Annotated in this window: 16 protein-coding genes and 3 pseudogenes; 13 read left to right on the top strand and 6 right to left on the bottom strand. The window is 42.0% G+C overall.

What is annotated here, in order from left to right; all coding sequences use genetic code 11:
* The 9 genes and pseudogenes from HMPREF8578_RS04275 to HMPREF8578_RS04235 all read left to right on the top strand — a co-directional run.
* A pseudogene (locus tag HMPREF8578_RS04275) lies at nucleotides 1-310 on the top strand (tagatose-bisphosphate aldolase); the annotation flags it as partial.
* Nucleotides 311-456: 146 nt separating this feature from the next.
* Entirely contained in the window at nucleotides 457-1,494 is a 1,038-nt protein-coding gene (locus HMPREF8578_RS04270; RefSeq protein ID WP_000649399.1) for an aldose epimerase family protein, read from the top strand.
* A gap of 107 nt (nucleotides 1,495-1,601) precedes the next feature.
* The gene (locus tag HMPREF8578_RS04265; RefSeq protein WP_000220455.1) at nucleotides 1,602-2,456 is read left to right on the top strand and encodes a VOC family protein; all 855 of its coding nucleotides are present in this window, start codon (nucleotides 1,602-1,604) and stop codon (nucleotides 2,454-2,456) included.
* Nucleotides 2,457-2,764: 308 nt separating this feature from the next.
* Complete coding sequence (locus HMPREF8578_RS04260; protein ID WP_000381571.1) at nucleotides 2,765-3,337, top strand: hypothetical protein; 573 nt, start codon at nucleotides 2,765-2,767, stop codon at nucleotides 3,335-3,337.
* A gap of 1 nt (nucleotide 3,338) precedes the next feature.
* Nucleotides 3,339-4,007, top strand: coding sequence for a hypothetical protein (locus tag HMPREF8578_RS04255; protein WP_001226452.1), 669 nt, complete (start codon nucleotides 3,339-3,341; stop codon nucleotides 4,005-4,007).
* 115 nt (nucleotides 4,008-4,122) lie between these two features.
* Nucleotides 4,123-4,794: a hypothetical protein gene (locus HMPREF8578_RS04250; protein ID WP_001226097.1), complete on the top strand. Its 672-nt coding sequence runs from the start codon at nucleotides 4,123-4,125 to the stop codon at nucleotides 4,792-4,794.
* A gap of 2 nt (nucleotides 4,795-4,796) precedes the next feature.
* Complete coding sequence (locus tag HMPREF8578_RS04245) at nucleotides 4,797-5,435, top strand: hypothetical protein (RefSeq protein WP_025168808.1); 639 nt, start codon at nucleotides 4,797-4,799, stop codon at nucleotides 5,433-5,435.
* Between the two features lie 76 nt (nucleotides 5,436-5,511).
* The gene (locus HMPREF8578_RS04240; protein ID WP_001031652.1) at nucleotides 5,512-6,069 is read left to right on the top strand and encodes a DUF3592 domain-containing protein; all 558 of its coding nucleotides are present in this window, start codon (nucleotides 5,512-5,514) and stop codon (nucleotides 6,067-6,069) included.
* A gap of 199 nt (nucleotides 6,070-6,268) precedes the next feature.
* Nucleotides 6,269-6,526: a metal-sensitive transcriptional regulator gene (locus HMPREF8578_RS04235; RefSeq protein ID WP_000185160.1), complete on the top strand. Its 258-nt coding sequence runs from the start codon at nucleotides 6,269-6,271 to the stop codon at nucleotides 6,524-6,526.
* 221 nt (nucleotides 6,527-6,747) lie between these two features.
* Here HMPREF8578_RS04235 and HMPREF8578_RS04230 read toward each other — a convergent pair whose 3' ends face one another.
* The 3 genes and pseudogenes from HMPREF8578_RS04230 to HMPREF8578_RS04225 form a co-directional block, all read right to left on the bottom strand.
* A complete protein-coding gene (locus HMPREF8578_RS04230; protein WP_000450165.1) occupies nucleotides 6,748-7,044 on the bottom strand; it encodes a rhodanese-like domain-containing protein in 297 nt (98 codons plus the stop codon).
* Nucleotides 7,019-7,383, bottom strand: a pseudogene (locus tag HMPREF8578_RS12710) (rhodanese-like domain-containing protein); the annotation flags it as partial. The gene HMPREF8578_RS04230 and the pseudogene HMPREF8578_RS12710, both read right to left, overlap by 26 nt.
* 9 nt (nucleotides 7,384-7,392) lie before the next feature.
* Nucleotides 7,393-7,698 carry a rhodanese-like domain-containing protein gene (locus HMPREF8578_RS04225; RefSeq protein WP_000468861.1) on the bottom strand — a complete coding sequence of 102 codons (306 nt, stop codon included), beginning with the start codon at nucleotides 7,696-7,698 and terminating at the stop codon, nucleotides 7,393-7,395.
* Between the two features lie 175 nt (nucleotides 7,699-7,873).
* Here HMPREF8578_RS04225 and HMPREF8578_RS04220 point away from each other — a divergent pair, with 175 nt between their 5' ends.
* The gene (locus HMPREF8578_RS04220; RefSeq protein WP_000135706.1) at nucleotides 7,874-8,437 is read left to right on the top strand and encodes a sugar O-acetyltransferase; all 564 of its coding nucleotides are present in this window, start codon (nucleotides 7,874-7,876) and stop codon (nucleotides 8,435-8,437) included.
* A 39-nt stretch (nucleotides 8,438-8,476) separates the two neighbouring features.
* On the opposite strand, the gene HMPREF8578_RS04215 is transcribed toward HMPREF8578_RS04220, so the two are convergent.
* Nucleotides 8,477-9,160, bottom strand: a complete 684-nt coding sequence (locus tag HMPREF8578_RS04215; RefSeq protein ID WP_000067204.1) for a DUF4956 domain-containing protein — start codon at nucleotides 9,158-9,160, stop codon at nucleotides 8,477-8,479.
* Nucleotides 9,153-9,929 carry a polyphosphate polymerase domain-containing protein gene (locus tag HMPREF8578_RS04210; RefSeq protein WP_000803020.1) on the bottom strand — a complete coding sequence of 259 codons (777 nt, stop codon included), beginning with the start codon at nucleotides 9,927-9,929 and terminating at the stop codon, nucleotides 9,153-9,155. The genes HMPREF8578_RS04215 and HMPREF8578_RS04210 overlap by 8 nt, the downstream gene beginning before the upstream one ends.
* Nucleotides 9,930-10,130: 201 nt before the next feature.
* On the opposite strand from HMPREF8578_RS04210, the gene HMPREF8578_RS04205 reads away from it, so the two are divergent.
* The gene (locus tag HMPREF8578_RS04205) at nucleotides 10,131-11,366 is read left to right on the top strand and encodes a carbohydrate-binding domain-containing protein (RefSeq protein ID WP_000837412.1); all 1,236 of its coding nucleotides are present in this window, start codon (nucleotides 10,131-10,133) and stop codon (nucleotides 11,364-11,366) included.
* A gap of 61 nt (nucleotides 11,367-11,427) precedes the next feature.
* On the opposite strand, the pseudogene HMPREF8578_RS12705 reads toward HMPREF8578_RS04205, so the two are convergent.
* Nucleotides 11,428-11,562: pseudogene (locus tag HMPREF8578_RS12705) on the bottom strand (low temperature requirement protein A); the annotation flags it as partial.
* A 229-nt stretch (nucleotides 11,563-11,791) separates the two neighbouring features.
* On the opposite strand from HMPREF8578_RS12705, the gene HMPREF8578_RS04200 reads away from it, so the two are divergent.
* Both HMPREF8578_RS04200 and HMPREF8578_RS04195 read left to right on the top strand, forming a co-directional pair.
* Nucleotides 11,792-12,508, top strand: a complete 717-nt coding sequence (locus HMPREF8578_RS04200) for an ABC transporter ATP-binding protein (RefSeq protein ID WP_000854372.1) — start codon at nucleotides 11,792-11,794, stop codon at nucleotides 12,506-12,508.
* Between the two features lies 1 nt (nucleotide 12,509).
* A complete protein-coding gene (locus tag HMPREF8578_RS04195) occupies nucleotides 12,510-13,592 on the top strand; it encodes an ABC transporter permease (protein ID WP_001259050.1) in 1,083 nt (360 codons plus the stop codon).
* Nucleotides 13,593-13,625: the final 33 nt, after the last annotated feature.

The raw sequence follows: 13,625 nt of genomic DNA, 5'->3' as shown, positions 1-13,625 counted from the left end.
ACGCGAAGAAGCAGCAGCCTTCTTCAAAGCGCAAGATGAAGCAACTAACTTGCCGTATATCTACTTGAGTGCAGGTGTATCAGCTAAACTCTTCCAAGAAACACTAGTCTTTGCCCACGAATCAGGCGCAAACTTCAACGGTGTTCTTTGTGGCCGTGCAACTTGGGCTGGATCAGTTGAAGCCTACATCAAAGACGGTGAAGCAGCAGCTCGTGAATGGCTACGCACAACTGGTTTTGAGAACATCGATGAACTCAACAAGGTTCTTCAAAAAACAGCTACTTCATGGACTGAACGTGTAGAAGCATAAAAACAAGAATAGAAGAATTCCTTTTTGTTAAGAGGATACTTAAGGTTTTCTGACAAAGGATTCTGAAAATAGAAACTACAACCATAGATGGTGAAACACTCTCTATGGTTTGTTTACTTAAGAGAAATGGATCAAAGGAGAGAAGAATGAAAGCATACACAGAGCGTGTATTTGGAAATCATGAGGGCAAGGATGTCTTGGCCTATCGCTTTGAGACTGATGGTGGTTACCAGCTTGAAGTTATGACTTATGGTGCGACCATCTTGCGCTATGTCACGCCTGACAAGGCTGGGAATTTTGCCAATGTGATTTTGGGCTTTGATGATTTTGATAGCTATGTAGGCAATAGTCCAAAGCATGGAGCAAGTGTAGGTCCTGTAGCGGGCCGTATTGCAGGTGCGACATTTGAGCTCAATGGCCAGACCTATAATCTTGAAGTCAACAATGCCAGCAACTGTAACCACAGTGGTTCAACAGGTTGGGATGCGAGCTTGTTTGAATTGGTCGAAGTGAGCGACCATGGCTTGACCCTCTACACAGAGCGTACAGACGGAACAGGAGGATTCCCTGGCAATCTCAAGATCTGGATCAGCTATCACTTGGAAGAAAGTGGCGCCTATGAAATCAGCTATAAGGTGACGACAGATCAGGATACGCTTGTCAATCCAACTAATCATAGCTACTTCAACTTATCTGGTGATTTCACGCAGACAATTGACCGCCATGTCTTCCAGCTAAATACGGAGGGCATTTACCCAATCGCTCCGGACGGTGTTCCAGCAAAAACTCCAGATGCTGATCGTGATGTGGTGAAACACATCTACAATGGTGCTTTGCTCAAGGATATCTTTGCGGAGGACGATGAGCAAATCCAGTTGGTATCTGGTTTGGATCACCCATTTGCTCTCCCTGCAGGTCATGACAATGCTGGTTTCCTTTATGACCAAAACTCAGGTCGTTTCCTGCTTTTCAAGACAGAGGCTCCTTGCTTTGTGGTCTACACAGCAAACTTTGTGGATGAGAGTGTCATCATAGCTGGTCTGCCAATGGTGCAGCACAATGGGATTGCCCTAGAAGCGCAGGCTTTACCAGATGCCATTCACAGTGACTTTAAAGACCAAGTCATTCTCAAAGCAGGTCAAACCTTCACCAGCAAAACTCGCTACGAGCTTGTTGTCAAATAAAAAGAAGAGCTGGTTTCCAGCTCTTTTGAGTTGTCTTCGTTGACATTTCATCTCGATAGTGTATAATTGATGTAATATATAAAGTTACAACAAAAAGGAGACACCCTATGACTTATGCATACCAAAGCCACATTTACCTAGCGGAGGCGGTTTTAAATGTAAAGGATTTGACGACTCAAACGGCTTTTTATCACCAGATTATTGGCTTGGAGATTTTATCTCAAACAGAGACAGAAGCGATTTTGGGACTTGGTAGAAAAGCCTTGGTCCACTTGATTGCGACAGAAAAAGCTGGGGAAGTAAGGGAGCATTATGGGCTCTACCATTTGGCGATTTTGTTGCCGACACGAAAAGCCTTGGCAGATGTCCTGAAACACCTAAGTGATTTGCGTATTCCTCTGGTCGGAGGTGCGGATCATGGATACAGTGAGGCCCTTTATCTGGAGGATTTGGAAGGAAATGGCATTGAACTCTACCGTGATAAGCCAGTTTCTTCATGGGATATTCGAGAAGACGGCCGTATTATCGGTGTGACCGAAGCCCTTGCGGCACAGGATATCTATGAGTTAGGGGAAAAGGTGGATCCCTTTATCCTAGCTGAAGGGACGAGAATGGGGCATATCCATCTATCGGTTAAGGATAGCCACGCGGCGAGCCAGTTTTATCAAAAGGTGTTAGGGCTAGAGGATAAATTTAGCATTCCTAGTGCTAGTTGGATAGCGGCAGGTCAGTACCATCACCACCTGGCTGTCAACGAATGGGCTGGAAAAGGTCTAGATCCCCGCAAATCGGGCTTGCCAGGTTTGGCTTACTATGTCCTTGAGATCGAAAGCAAGGAAGAACTCCTGAACATCGTTAAGCAAGCACAAGAGCTAGAAGCTCCGATTAAGTGGTTACATTCGAGTGAACTGGATCTTGTAGACCCAGATGGGATTGTGACCCGCATTCGCTTGGCACGATGAGACGAGGAAAACACATCATTTACTTTAGAGACATAGAAAAAGGCGGATAAGCTCGCATTCTGTTTTTAGAATGCGGACTTGTTCGCTTTTTATGAAATGACGAAGTCTTTTTTGACTCTAGCCAATCTATCTATCGGGATATTTTCCCTTTTCTGGGGGTTCATGCTATAATACTAATAAACTTTTCTTTCTCTAGGAAGGCAAATGCCGAAAAAGCTAGACTACTCGCAATCGTCGTCACGATGCTTTTAAGAGAAAGTAGGATTCTGGTTGAATATCCGCATTGAGTTTAGGAGACGGGAAATAAGATGGACACAAGTGTAAAAAATTTAATCAGTATGGGGCCTCTGGAGGATTTTTTTATCTATTATGATCTGAAGAATCAAGTATTCTACAGTGTAAAACAAGGCATGAATTATTCAGCCATTGCAGCCCCTATTGCAATCTATTCCTTCCAACGGCTGTCAAAGTTGCTCAACCAAACCTTTGGAGATGTCTCATCCCCTTTTAATCTAATCTTCTTTATCTTGATGTCTCTGTTTTTGATTTTCGGGACCATTCTCCTTGCCAAATCTACTCGACGTAACATGAAGACAGATAGATTTAGAAAAGTCCGGCTCACAAAAGCCAATATCAAAACACTTAGGAGAAAATCTAGATGGACCGTCCTAGTTGAGATTTTTTGTTTCCTTATGATACTATTTTCCATCTATCGCTATTTTATCCATTCTGATTTTCAGTTCTTGATTATGTATATGTTAGGGATTTTTTCACTTGTTTATATTGTCTATGAATTTCAGATGAAAACACGCAAACGACTGTTCAAAGAGCTGACGGAGACATTACAGAACGATAGCCGAGGAAAAGAGGGAGAAATGTAAGATGAGAAAAATCATTTATATAGGCCAAGGAAACCAGCAATCCGTCTACTATAATACAAAGACGAGAGAGGCTTTAGCGACAGAATCTAGTACCTCGTCAGAAACCGACGGTGCCATCAGTTCAAAGAAATCCAAGTGGCCTTGGGTTCTCTTCTTTGCTTTCTTGCTAGTTGCTATCATCAGTATTTGGATTCGTTCCTTGATAGCGCCCTTTAGATTGAGTGAGTGGATGATTCCGATCCATCTAGCCGCAATCCTTTTTGTTTTTATCGGAAGTGTTTATGGATTTGAAAAACTGTTCTACAGTGGGGCTAAGTCGCTTGTCTCAGCAAGTGAAGAACAGTTTAAAGATGCGGTTGAAAGTAGTACTTTTTGGAGGAAGTCACCAGATAAGGAACCAACAGTCGATAAAATCATCTTGTATCTATTTGCTATCCTCGTTCTTCTATTTGTTTTTGTTATTGTTGTGTTCTTTGCCATACCTGGGACCTTCATTCCCTACTATGAACATGAATGGTTTGAGCCGTCGATGTTCATGGTACCCATCGGAGCAACGATTGTCCCAGTTAGTGTCGTACTGCTCTTGTTCCAAAACAACCCAATCCGCTGGCTCTTAGCCGTACGAAAATACAAGCAGGGAAAAGTGATATTTAGGGAGAAGAAGAACTAGAAACATGAGAGAGACGCTATTACCATTACCAGTGGTTGGTGATGTTTTATCAACAACCTATGATAAAATTGAAGTTTCTGATTATAGTGATTGGTGGAAACTGTGGTGATTTTATATGAGAAAAATAATTTTTATTGGACAGAGCGGTGATAAGGCCGTTTACTATAATACGCGAACAAAAGAGGCTCTTGTAGCAGATAAGAGTGCCTTGTTAAATACAGAAGGGGCTAGGAGATCGAATAGGGGGATTGCTCCTTTAATTGCTATATTCTCTTTGTTAGGTTTACTCGGAGGATTTGTTGCAATACCAATTTTCTCAGGCCTTCGTTATAATAGTGGGATGGTTCCTATTTTTATTCTTTGTCTTTCCTTTATCCTATTTGGCTTTATATGGATGATGGAAGAGGCCTTGTATAAAGAGGTGAAACAGGTTCAAGGGGCAAGTTCTCAACAGTTTGCGAAAGCTGTTGATTCAAATCTGTTCTGGGACAATTTCAGCGATAAAAAAGCGACGTTTGGGAAAATGTTGGCTTTTATGATTGTTATGCTATTAGTTTTTATGACTACTATAGTAATATTTGCTGCTGCAATTCCGGGCACTATTGACTCATTCAATAAGCAAGAGGCATTTGATATACAAATCTTTTTCTCGCCTTTAGCAGGTCTCTTTCCTGCCTTGTTGTACCTTTTCTTATTCCAAAACAACCCTATCCGCTGGTTCTTAGCTGTGCGAAAATATGAACAGGGGAAAGTGATATTTAATGAAGAAATAGAAAAGAGAGGATGATAATGTCACAAGAGAGATATTTGCAAATCAAAAAAGAGCATCAAATTCGTAAGTTTGTGGGGCTTTTCCTCTTCATTCTTCTCGCTATACTCGATGTTCTACTGGTATCAAGTCATTCCAATTATGTCCCGCTTGTAACGGTGGCTATGGTAACGATTGTGCCTTTTAATTATTATCTACTTGGTCCTCTTAGGAGACAGAAAAAAGCCATAGAAAAAGAGTATCCAGAATGGAAAATACTCAGTACAAAGGGAGTAAAGGTTCCCTCGGCTGAAGCCAATAAAAGAACCTTGGCTGGTATTGGGATCTTGATAGCCTTGCTGTTGTCTTTTGGGCTATTCTATAAACCTGTGAAACAGCCGAACGACCAAGTAAACAAGCCACCTAAGGTTGATTCTAAAACGCCTGAAACGTCCAAGCCTTCTGAGTCTGAGTCGTCCAGTTCCTCAGAGTCGAAATCCTCGTCTTCGACTGAACAAAGTTCTAAAACCGAAAATTCAGGAACAAAACCGTCAAAAAGCGAGTCCAATAATCCCTATTACCAGATTCCAGGACTTACTGACGAACAGGTGAGAGATATCATATCGAAATCTGTGAAAGATTTAAGAGAAAAACAGTCAAAAGAAAAATCCGAAGAGTAGACTCGAGGGCATCGATGTCCTTTCTGGATGAGTTAGTTTTAAGATTTTACTGTATAAAATAACAGGAGGAGTTCATATGAATAAAGAAGTAATTGGTTTGATAGTTGGGACAATCGTCATCTTCCTATCTTTTGTATTTGTGTGTGGGACCTTTCTCTATCTCTATCTTCGAGATCAGAAGTTGGTCCGTCTTGCCAAGTCATCCGTACAGGGAACGGTTATCGGCTATAGCCGTTTTCGTGAGGGGTATCCACCTATCGTCGAATACACGGTGGATGGGATTGCTTATAAGAAAACCTTGCAGTATTTTATGTTCAAAACGATCACAATTCCGTGGGGGACTACTAAATTTTTAAAGGACTATACAAGAGAAGATATGCTAGCGCCTTCGATCACTCGCTACAGCAACTCCTTTGTTTCCTTCAAACGCTTGATGCAGACCCATTTCCCCCTTCATTCGGAACTGACGGTCTGGTATGATCCAGACAAGCCGACCAGGGCCTATGTCGAACGTTACAGCGGAATGGACAAGTTTTACAAGTGGTTTGGTATCGGATTTGGGCTGGCTCTAGTTATAGTCTATGGGATAGTGATCCTAGCCTTTTTGTCCAATTTGTCCAAGATATACGCATAAAGGTCAGTTGGTTGAAAGGAAACGTGACTTCCCATCGAGCTTCAAGGAGGACAGAGTTTCTTTTCCATTTCCATGCTTATCAATCTTTTCTTTCTGATACAGAGAAAAGGTTGCCTCCTACAAATACAGACAGGAAGTGAATTTTGACAAAGCCCCTTATTCGAGATATAATGAAGAAAAAGTGACCAAGGATAAATTAATGACAAACTCAAAGTATATAACACGCCTGAAACGTTCAGAGGGTCAGTTGCGTGGGATTCAAAAGATGATTGAAGAAGATCGTGACTGCGCAGATATTGTTACGCAGTTGACAGCAGTGAAATCTAGCGTTGAGCGCGTGATTGAGATGATCATTACTGAAAATCTCACAGGCTGTATCAACCAACCACTAGACGACCCCGAGGCTCAAAAGGAACGCCTAGAAAAGGCCATCCGATACCTGATTAAACGGAAATAAACTAATTTGCTATTGATAAACAATGCAGACAAAGGTATTTAAGTCTATTTCGATAAAAAAATCATATCGGACAAACGGATGAGTTCCCCCAATACCAATGAGCAACCTCTTTTTAGATACCATCAATTTGTTTCGTTTTTTAAAAGCGACGGGCTACGAGCCCTATATCATTGGGTTGCAGAAATGAAAAAACCGATTAAGGAACTTAATCGGTTTTTTCATTATTCTACTTGACCGGGCCAAGCATTCATACCACCTTCTACATTGATAACGGTGAGGTCTTGGGCGCTTAGAAATTCACAAGCAGATGCGGAGCGTACTCCACCTTGACAGATGACATGGTATTCCTGGTCAGGTTTGAGTTCTTTGTAACCTTGCTCCAAAGTACTTAACGGAAGATTTTTGGCCCCTGGTGCATGTCCTGCTTGGAATTCGTGCGCTTCACGTACATCGATAAGATTTAGATTTTCATTTAGGTATTTTTCATAAAAGTCAGCCATGCTGATACTCGTTTCCATATTCGACTCCTTCTGGATTAGCCATTTTATATAGTGAATAAGCGCCATCAGGATTTTGGACGGTAAATCCTGCCTCTAGAGGATACGCTCTGTGATATAGCTGCGCAAAACACTGTGGCAGCTAAGGATGTAGGTTTGGTTCTTGTCCGTTTCATCCAAGCTCTCCCCTAGTTCGTTTAGGGAGATATGAATGGTATCGACCTTGGGTCGCCTCCTGAAATTCGCCACTTGTCCTCACATCTAGGGATTATTTGCCCTTAGTCAGATCGTCTTCGAGCGGACACCTTGGATATTGTCGCTCAGACCTTCGATTAGGTTCAAGGCTGCGCAGCCAATTATTTTATGCTTCTAGATGACCTTGCCTGTCCAAGCGCTCATACCGCCTCGTACATTGATAACATCGTAGCCATTTTTCTTAAGCTTTTTCGCAGCTAGTTTGCTTCGCACACCAGAATGACAAATGACATAAAGTGTTTCTTTTGTCGCAGGTGTGTAAGAACCGATTTCCGTTAAAGGAACGTTTTTGGCATTTTTGATATGACCTCTACGGAATTCCATAGGCGTCCGAACATCCAGTAGCTGAATCGGTTCTCTGAGTTTAGCTTCTAACTCGCTGGTAGAAATACTGTCAATTTTTGTAAATAAGTGAAACATAGGTACCTCCTAATATACCCTTATGGGGTATATTAAACCATGAAGTCAAGCTTTTGTCAAGCAAGTTGTTTTAACTTGGGAGGGGATTGGTTTTGAGAGTTTAGAAAGCAGGCTATTCTTGACCTTTCAAAGGCTTTTTGATATGATGAGTCCAAAGTAAGTGTGAGGTGATAAGATGGCTAGCGAATACCAGAAAATGATAGCAGGGGAGCCTTACCGTCCGTCGGACCCAGAGTTGCGTGTCTTGGCACAAGCTTCTCGCCAAAAACAGGCTGCCTTTAACAAGGAAGAAGATCCCTTGAAGGGAGCAGATATTATCAAGACTTGGTTTGGCTCAACTGGACAAAATCTCTACGTCAATCCACGCTTGGTGGTCGATTATGGAGTCAATATCCATCTAGGGGAAAATTTTTATTCTAATTGGAACTTGACCATGCTGGATGTTTGTCCGATTCGCATCGGGAACAACGCCATGCTTGGCCCCAACTGTCAGTTTTTAACCCCACTCCATCCACTGGATCCGGATGAACGCAATTCAGGGGTCGAATATGGCAAGCCCATCACCATCGGAGATAATTTCTGGGCTGGAGGTGGCGTCATTGTCCTTCCTGGAGTGACACTAGGAAATAACGTCGTTGTAGGAGCAGGGGCCGTGATTACCAAATCCTTCGGAGGCAATGTTGTCCTAGCTGGTAATCCTGCGCGAGTTATCAAGGAAATCCCAGTAAAAGAAAACTAAAAAGAACAGCTTGGGCTGTTCTTTTTATGAGCTTTAGTCTTATAGATTTTTCTTCTTTTTGGCTTTCTTGGTCAAGGAAACATCGCACTGAGAAATCTTGCTTGTCAGGTAGCTTGTCAGTTGGAAATCATCTACTTGAGGATTGAGATCGACTTCGTAGACGGTTTGCAAGGATTCACCAGCATTGCTGGTATCTACTGAGATGAGGTCAGACTCGGTGCAAAATTGATCCAGCGCAACCTGGATAGTATCTAGGCGGTCTTCTTTATTGGGAAGGGTGATGGTCAAGAGTCTACGACGTTGGTGATTGCTCTTGCTTTGTTGTTTTTCCAAAAGGAGCCAAATACCTAGGATAAAGCCCGTGAAGAGAACGGCTAAGAGAAGGTATCCTGTCCCTGCCGCCAGACCGATGATCATGGCTAGAAAGATAGCGATTAGCTCTCGAGAGCCACTCGTGGCAGAACGGAAACGAATGAGACTAAAGGTCCCTGCTACTGCAATCGACGTTCCGAGACTGCCATTGACGAGGAAGATGACCAGCGTCATCAAACAAGGTAAAAGGGTCAAACTGATGACAAATTCCCGTGTGTAAAGAGTCCGTTGCTTGTAGGCCCAGCTGAGTGCTAGTCCTAGAAAAAGACTGACGACAAGGGCGAGTAGGAGTTGGAGGGGGTCTGCAGTGGCGGTTGCGTCGTTGAAAATAGAGTTAAAAAGATTAGACATAAGCGTTACCTACACTTTCTCCGATAGGTTGTGGGGCATAGGCTAGTCCTTGTGATTTATGGTAGGCGCAGGAGTATTTTGAGAATTTTTGCTCTACCAGCCCATATTTATCAAGGATATCCTGTAGCCATTGCGGTTTGTCACCAGGCGCCTTGATTTCCATGATGATCAGGTCGTCTTCTAAGAGAGGCAGGCCTTCCTTGTCTGCAAATAGGCTGACATTTTCATCTCGATAGGTCAGGTTTTGGTCAAGAGTGACACGAATTTTCTGGTAGGGAAATCCTGGGATTTTCTTTTTTTCTTTTAGTGAAAAACGATCATAAGAAATATAGATACGAGGTTTGAGAGCCTCACTGTAGCGTTGACGGATCTTTTGCACCTCTGCTACCAGAAAGCTATCTTTGATCAGGTCTGCTCCCCAACCTTTGGTGATGAGCTGGGTGATGGTATCTGACTGGGCTAGGACGCGGTGCTTGTGACCGATACCGGCTTCGTCTTTTGACTTGATTTCTAGAAAGGCGGGGCTGTTAGTACTTGGCTGCGCAAGATAGGTCCGCATACGGATTTTTTCTTTCTTATGCTGACCTTGCAAGGAGTCTTGGATGAGATGAAAATCTTCTGTATCAAAGTAGATATTGGAAATGGTCGAAGTCGGATAGTCGTCCTCGACGAGGTAGTCTTTCAAATCTTCTATTAAATCCTGTAAGTCTGTTTTAGAAACCATATACTTGGTTTCGATCCGTTCAAAGCTTGTTTCTAGGGGTTTCATAAGCAATTTCTCCTTTAGATAAATCATAGATTAAACAAGGTAAACTTGCTTGGAACAAGTCTAGAGGACATTTCTAAAAGTTTTATTAAGCGAAACTTAACTGAAACTGAATTTAAGGAAACTTTCAGAAAAGTTTTAGTTTTGTTTCAGAAATCTTCTGTAGACTGTCTAGCTATATCATACGAAGGAGAGGAAAAAGGCATGAAATCAAAAAAATGGCCCCTACTCGTAACGAGTTTAACGGCAATGGTGCTGATGGCAGCATGTGCCCAGTCAACAACTACATCCAATACCAATGCAACGACAAATAGTGCCACAACAACTGCAACAAAGACAAACCAATCATCCTATTTTACAGAGAAGGACTATGATACTTCTTATGATGAAAGCACAGCTTCTAAGATTGAGTTATCTGGCTCATCTGCAAACGTCTCTGGAGATGGGGTGACAGTCTCTGAATCAACAGTGACCATCACAAACTCTGGAACCTATGTGATTTCAGGTCAGTCTGACGGAGTGCAGATCAAGGTCGAGGCAGATAAGTCGGCAGATGTTCACCTAGTCTTAAAAGGTGCGACTATGACCAATACTAATGCAGCGATATCTGCGACATCAGCTGGCCATGTCTACTTGACTCTAGCAGAGGGAACCACCAACAGTCTCTCTGACTCAAGCTCTAACAGCGACGAAAAAGCAGACGCAGCTCTCTTTTCTAAGGTGGATTTGACCATCAACGGGAAAGGAACTCTCAATGTAGATGGCAAGAAGAACAACGGGATCAAGGCTAATGACACTCTCCACATCACGGGTGGCACCTATAACATCACAGCAGTTGGCGATGCCTTTAATGTCAATGATGAACTCAACATCACTGGTACGACCATGACCATCGATGTCAAGGAAGATGGTGTCAAAGTTGATAATGATGAGGATACTTCAGTCGGGACCATGTACCTATCCAACAACAACATCACCGTCACAGCAGGAGATGATGGCATCCACGCTTCTGGAGACCTGGTTATCGATAGTGGTACCTACACCGTCAAGAATTCGACAGAAGGACTTGAAGGTAAGTCCATCACTATCAACGGTGGGGACATTAGCATCTATTCGACAGATGATGGAGTCAACGCAGCTAATAAAAACGCCCAACAGAGTGAAATCTTCTTCACCATGAACGGTGGGAGCCTGACAGTAGAAGTCGGCCAAGGAGACACAGATCCAATCGACTCGAACGGTAATATCACAGTTACAGGCGGAACCATTAAAATGACTGGTCAAACAGGTTTTGACTTTGATGGAACTGCGACCTACACAGGTGGAGATATCTATCTCAACGGCGAAAAACAAACGGAAATCGTCAACTCTATGCCTGGAGGCGGAGGACCAAATGGAGGCCCTCAAGGTGGTGGTCCAGCCCCTGGCGGACAAGGATAAAAAAGAATCTCCTTTCTCGAAAGAGAAGGGAGAGTTTTTGTGTTTGAGAGATGGATTGTAGCTAAAACAACTCCCAATTAGGTCTTGAAAATTTCTTAGTCTGTTTCATATAAAAATGAGTAAAATGAATTTCCATCGCCAAGGTCATTAGAGTTGCGATAGCAATGACGATGGTTGGATTGGCTGAGAAGAGTAGAGGAAGAATAGGCCTTTAAAAAGTGGACAGGAAAGACCATTTCGGAGTATCGAGAAGAGATTTAGAAACAGCTCTAAAAGCAATAGCTATCCATTATAAGCATCAGATAATAATGTCTGGTGCTTTATTTTTTAAAGAATTCAGATTTTTCTCTTGACAAGTGAGTAAGCACTCACTATAATAGGTTTATATTTAGTAAGTGAGCAATCACTCACCAAGGAGGAAGTAAATGAAAACATTACTACATTTACAAGATTTAGATAAGTCTTTTGGTCGTCAAATGGTTTTGAATCATATCAGCTTTGAATTGCAGCCGGGAGAAATTATAGGTTTAATTGGTCCGTCTGGTGCTGGTAAATCAACTATGATTAAGACCATGTTAGGGATGGAAAAAGCTGACGGAGGGGTTGCTTTGGTATTGGGTCATACTATGCCCAATCGCCATATTTTAGGAGATATTGGCTATATGGCCCAATCAGATGCTTTATACGAGACCTTGTCAGGCCAAGAAAATCTGGAATTTTTTGGTCAGCTAAAGGGGCTTTCTAAAAAAGACCTAAAGGCGGAAATTGCTTATATAGCTCAAGTAGTAGATCTGACAGACTACTTAAACAAGGCGGTATCTGGTTATTCTGGAGGAATGAAACGGCGTTTGTCACTGGCTATCGCGCTTTTAGGAAATCCTCAACTCTTGATTTTGGACGAACCGACAGTTGGAATTGACCCTTCTCTTCGAAAGAAAATCTGGAAAGAATTATTCGCGCTTAGAGACAATGGGGTTGGGATATTAGTTACTACCCATGTTATGGATGAAGCAGAGTTGACGGATAAGGTCGGCTTATTATTAGACGGAAAAATCATTGCTTTTGATACACCGCAACACTTAAAAGAAAGTTATCAAGCTTCAAGTATTGAAGAAGTATTTTTAAAAGCAGAAGGTGAGTAAAATGAGAACAATAGCGATTGCAAAAAAAGTCATCAAAGAATTACTTCGTGACAAACGAACTCTAGCCCTGATGTTTATAGCACCTGTTTTTATCATGTGGTTGATGAACCTCATGTTTTCAGCTAGTACAACCGTGAATGTCAAGTTAGCAACACAAGATCTACCAACTGGTTTGGTAACGAAAATGGATGAGCTCGATCATGTGGACGTCGAGACTTATCAAGACTTAGATCAGGCTAAAAAAGCTCTAGCTGACGAGAAAGTAGATGCAGTCATATCGTATAAAGATGGTGAGTATCAGGTCGACTACGCAAATACGGATGCTTCTAAAACAACTATGACACGACAAGTGTTACGAACGAGTATCGCCAGTGAAGGCACCGATCAGTTAGTATCTCGTGTTAAACAAGCTCTTCCACAATTGGACTCGGACGCAAAAACACCAGAAATCAAGGAGTCTTACCAGTATGGAGATGAAAATACAAGCTTCTTTACCAGTATGATTCCGGTTTTGATAGGTTTTGTAGTTTTCTTCTTTGTCTTTTTGATTTCAGGTATGGCGCTTTTGAAAGAGCGCACCAGTGGAACACTAGAACGTTTGTTAGCAACACCAGTGAAACGATCTGAAATCGTCTATGGCTATATGTTGTCTTACGGTATTATTGCGATTTTTCAAACGGCAGTTGTCGTTTTAGCAGCAATTTGGCTACTAGATGTAGAAGTTGTAGGAAGTATTTTAAATGTTATAATAGTTAATGTGGTACTGGCTCTTGTAGCACTAGCTTTTGGAATTCTCTTGTCTACTCTAGCAAAATCAGAATTCCAAATGATGCAATTTATTCCTCTCGTGATTATGCCCCAACTTTTTTTCTCAGGAATTATTCCATTGTCATCCATGGGAGAGTGGGCTCTAACTGTGGGGAAATTTTTGCCATTAACCTATTCTGGTGATGCAATAAGCCAGATTATTCTTTACGGACACAATCTTGGTGATATTTTGTCAAATCTTGGTGTTTTAATGATTTTCTTGATCATTTTAACAATTCTTAATATTGTTGGATTGCGTCGTTATCGTAAAGTTTAGAAATCAACATAAATAATGCTAAAAAGGTGTGAA

Source organism: Streptococcus oralis ATCC 49296, assembly GCF_000185265.1.
Taxonomy (GTDB): Bacteria; Bacillota; Bacilli; order Lactobacillales; family Streptococcaceae; genus Streptococcus; species Streptococcus oralis_BC.
Note: the sequence above shows the minus strand (reverse complement) of the source record. Positions and strands in the feature narration are given on the sequence as shown.

Excerpts from the sequence above, each read along its gene's own strand:
- HMPREF8578_RS04260 (WP_000381571.1), top strand. The coding sequence starts at position 2,765 with ATGGACACAAGTGTAAAAAATTTAATCAGTATGGGGCCTCTGGAGGAT.
- HMPREF8578_RS04195 (WP_001259050.1), top strand. The coding sequence starts at position 12,510 with ATGAGAACAATAGCGATTGCAAAAAAAGTCATCAAAGAATTACTTCGT.
- HMPREF8578_RS04270 (WP_000649399.1), top strand. The coding sequence starts at position 457 with ATGAAAGCATACACAGAGCGTGTATTTGGAAATCATGAGGGCAAGGAT.
- HMPREF8578_RS04205 (WP_000837412.1), top strand. The coding sequence starts at position 10,131 with ATGAAATCAAAAAAATGGCCCCTACTCGTAACGAGTTTAACGGCAATG.
- HMPREF8578_RS04240 (WP_001031652.1), top strand. The coding sequence starts at position 5,512 with ATGAATAAAGAAGTAATTGGTTTGATAGTTGGGACAATCGTCATCTTC.
- HMPREF8578_RS04200 (WP_000854372.1), top strand. The coding sequence starts at position 11,792 with ATGAAAACATTACTACATTTACAAGATTTAGATAAGTCTTTTGGTCGT.
- HMPREF8578_RS04245 (WP_025168808.1), top strand. The coding sequence starts at position 4,797 with ATGTCACAAGAGAGATATTTGCAAATCAAAAAAGAGCATCAAATTCGT.
- HMPREF8578_RS04210 (WP_000803020.1), bottom strand. The coding sequence starts at position 9,929 with ATGAAACCCCTAGAAACAAGCTTTGAACGGATCGAAACCAAGTATATG.
- HMPREF8578_RS04215 (WP_000067204.1), bottom strand. The coding sequence starts at position 9,160 with ATGTCTAATCTTTTTAACTCTATTTTCAACGACGCAACCGCCACTGCA.
- HMPREF8578_RS04230 (WP_000450165.1), bottom strand. The coding sequence starts at position 7,044 with ATGGAAACGAGTATCAGCATGGCTGACTTTTATGAAAAATACCTAAAT.
- HMPREF8578_RS04265 (WP_000220455.1), top strand. The coding sequence starts at position 1,602 with ATGACTTATGCATACCAAAGCCACATTTACCTAGCGGAGGCGGTTTTA.
- HMPREF8578_RS04220 (WP_000135706.1), top strand. The coding sequence starts at position 7,874 with ATGGCTAGCGAATACCAGAAAATGATAGCAGGGGAGCCTTACCGTCCG.
- HMPREF8578_RS04225 (WP_000468861.1), bottom strand. The coding sequence starts at position 7,698 with ATGTTTCACTTATTTACAAAAATTGACAGTATTTCTACCAGCGAGTTA.
- HMPREF8578_RS04235 (WP_000185160.1), top strand. The coding sequence starts at position 6,269 with ATGACAAACTCAAAGTATATAACACGCCTGAAACGTTCAGAGGGTCAG.
- HMPREF8578_RS04255 (WP_001226452.1), top strand. The coding sequence starts at position 3,339 with ATGAGAAAAATCATTTATATAGGCCAAGGAAACCAGCAATCCGTCTAC.
- HMPREF8578_RS04250 (WP_001226097.1), top strand. The coding sequence starts at position 4,123 with ATGAGAAAAATAATTTTTATTGGACAGAGCGGTGATAAGGCCGTTTAC.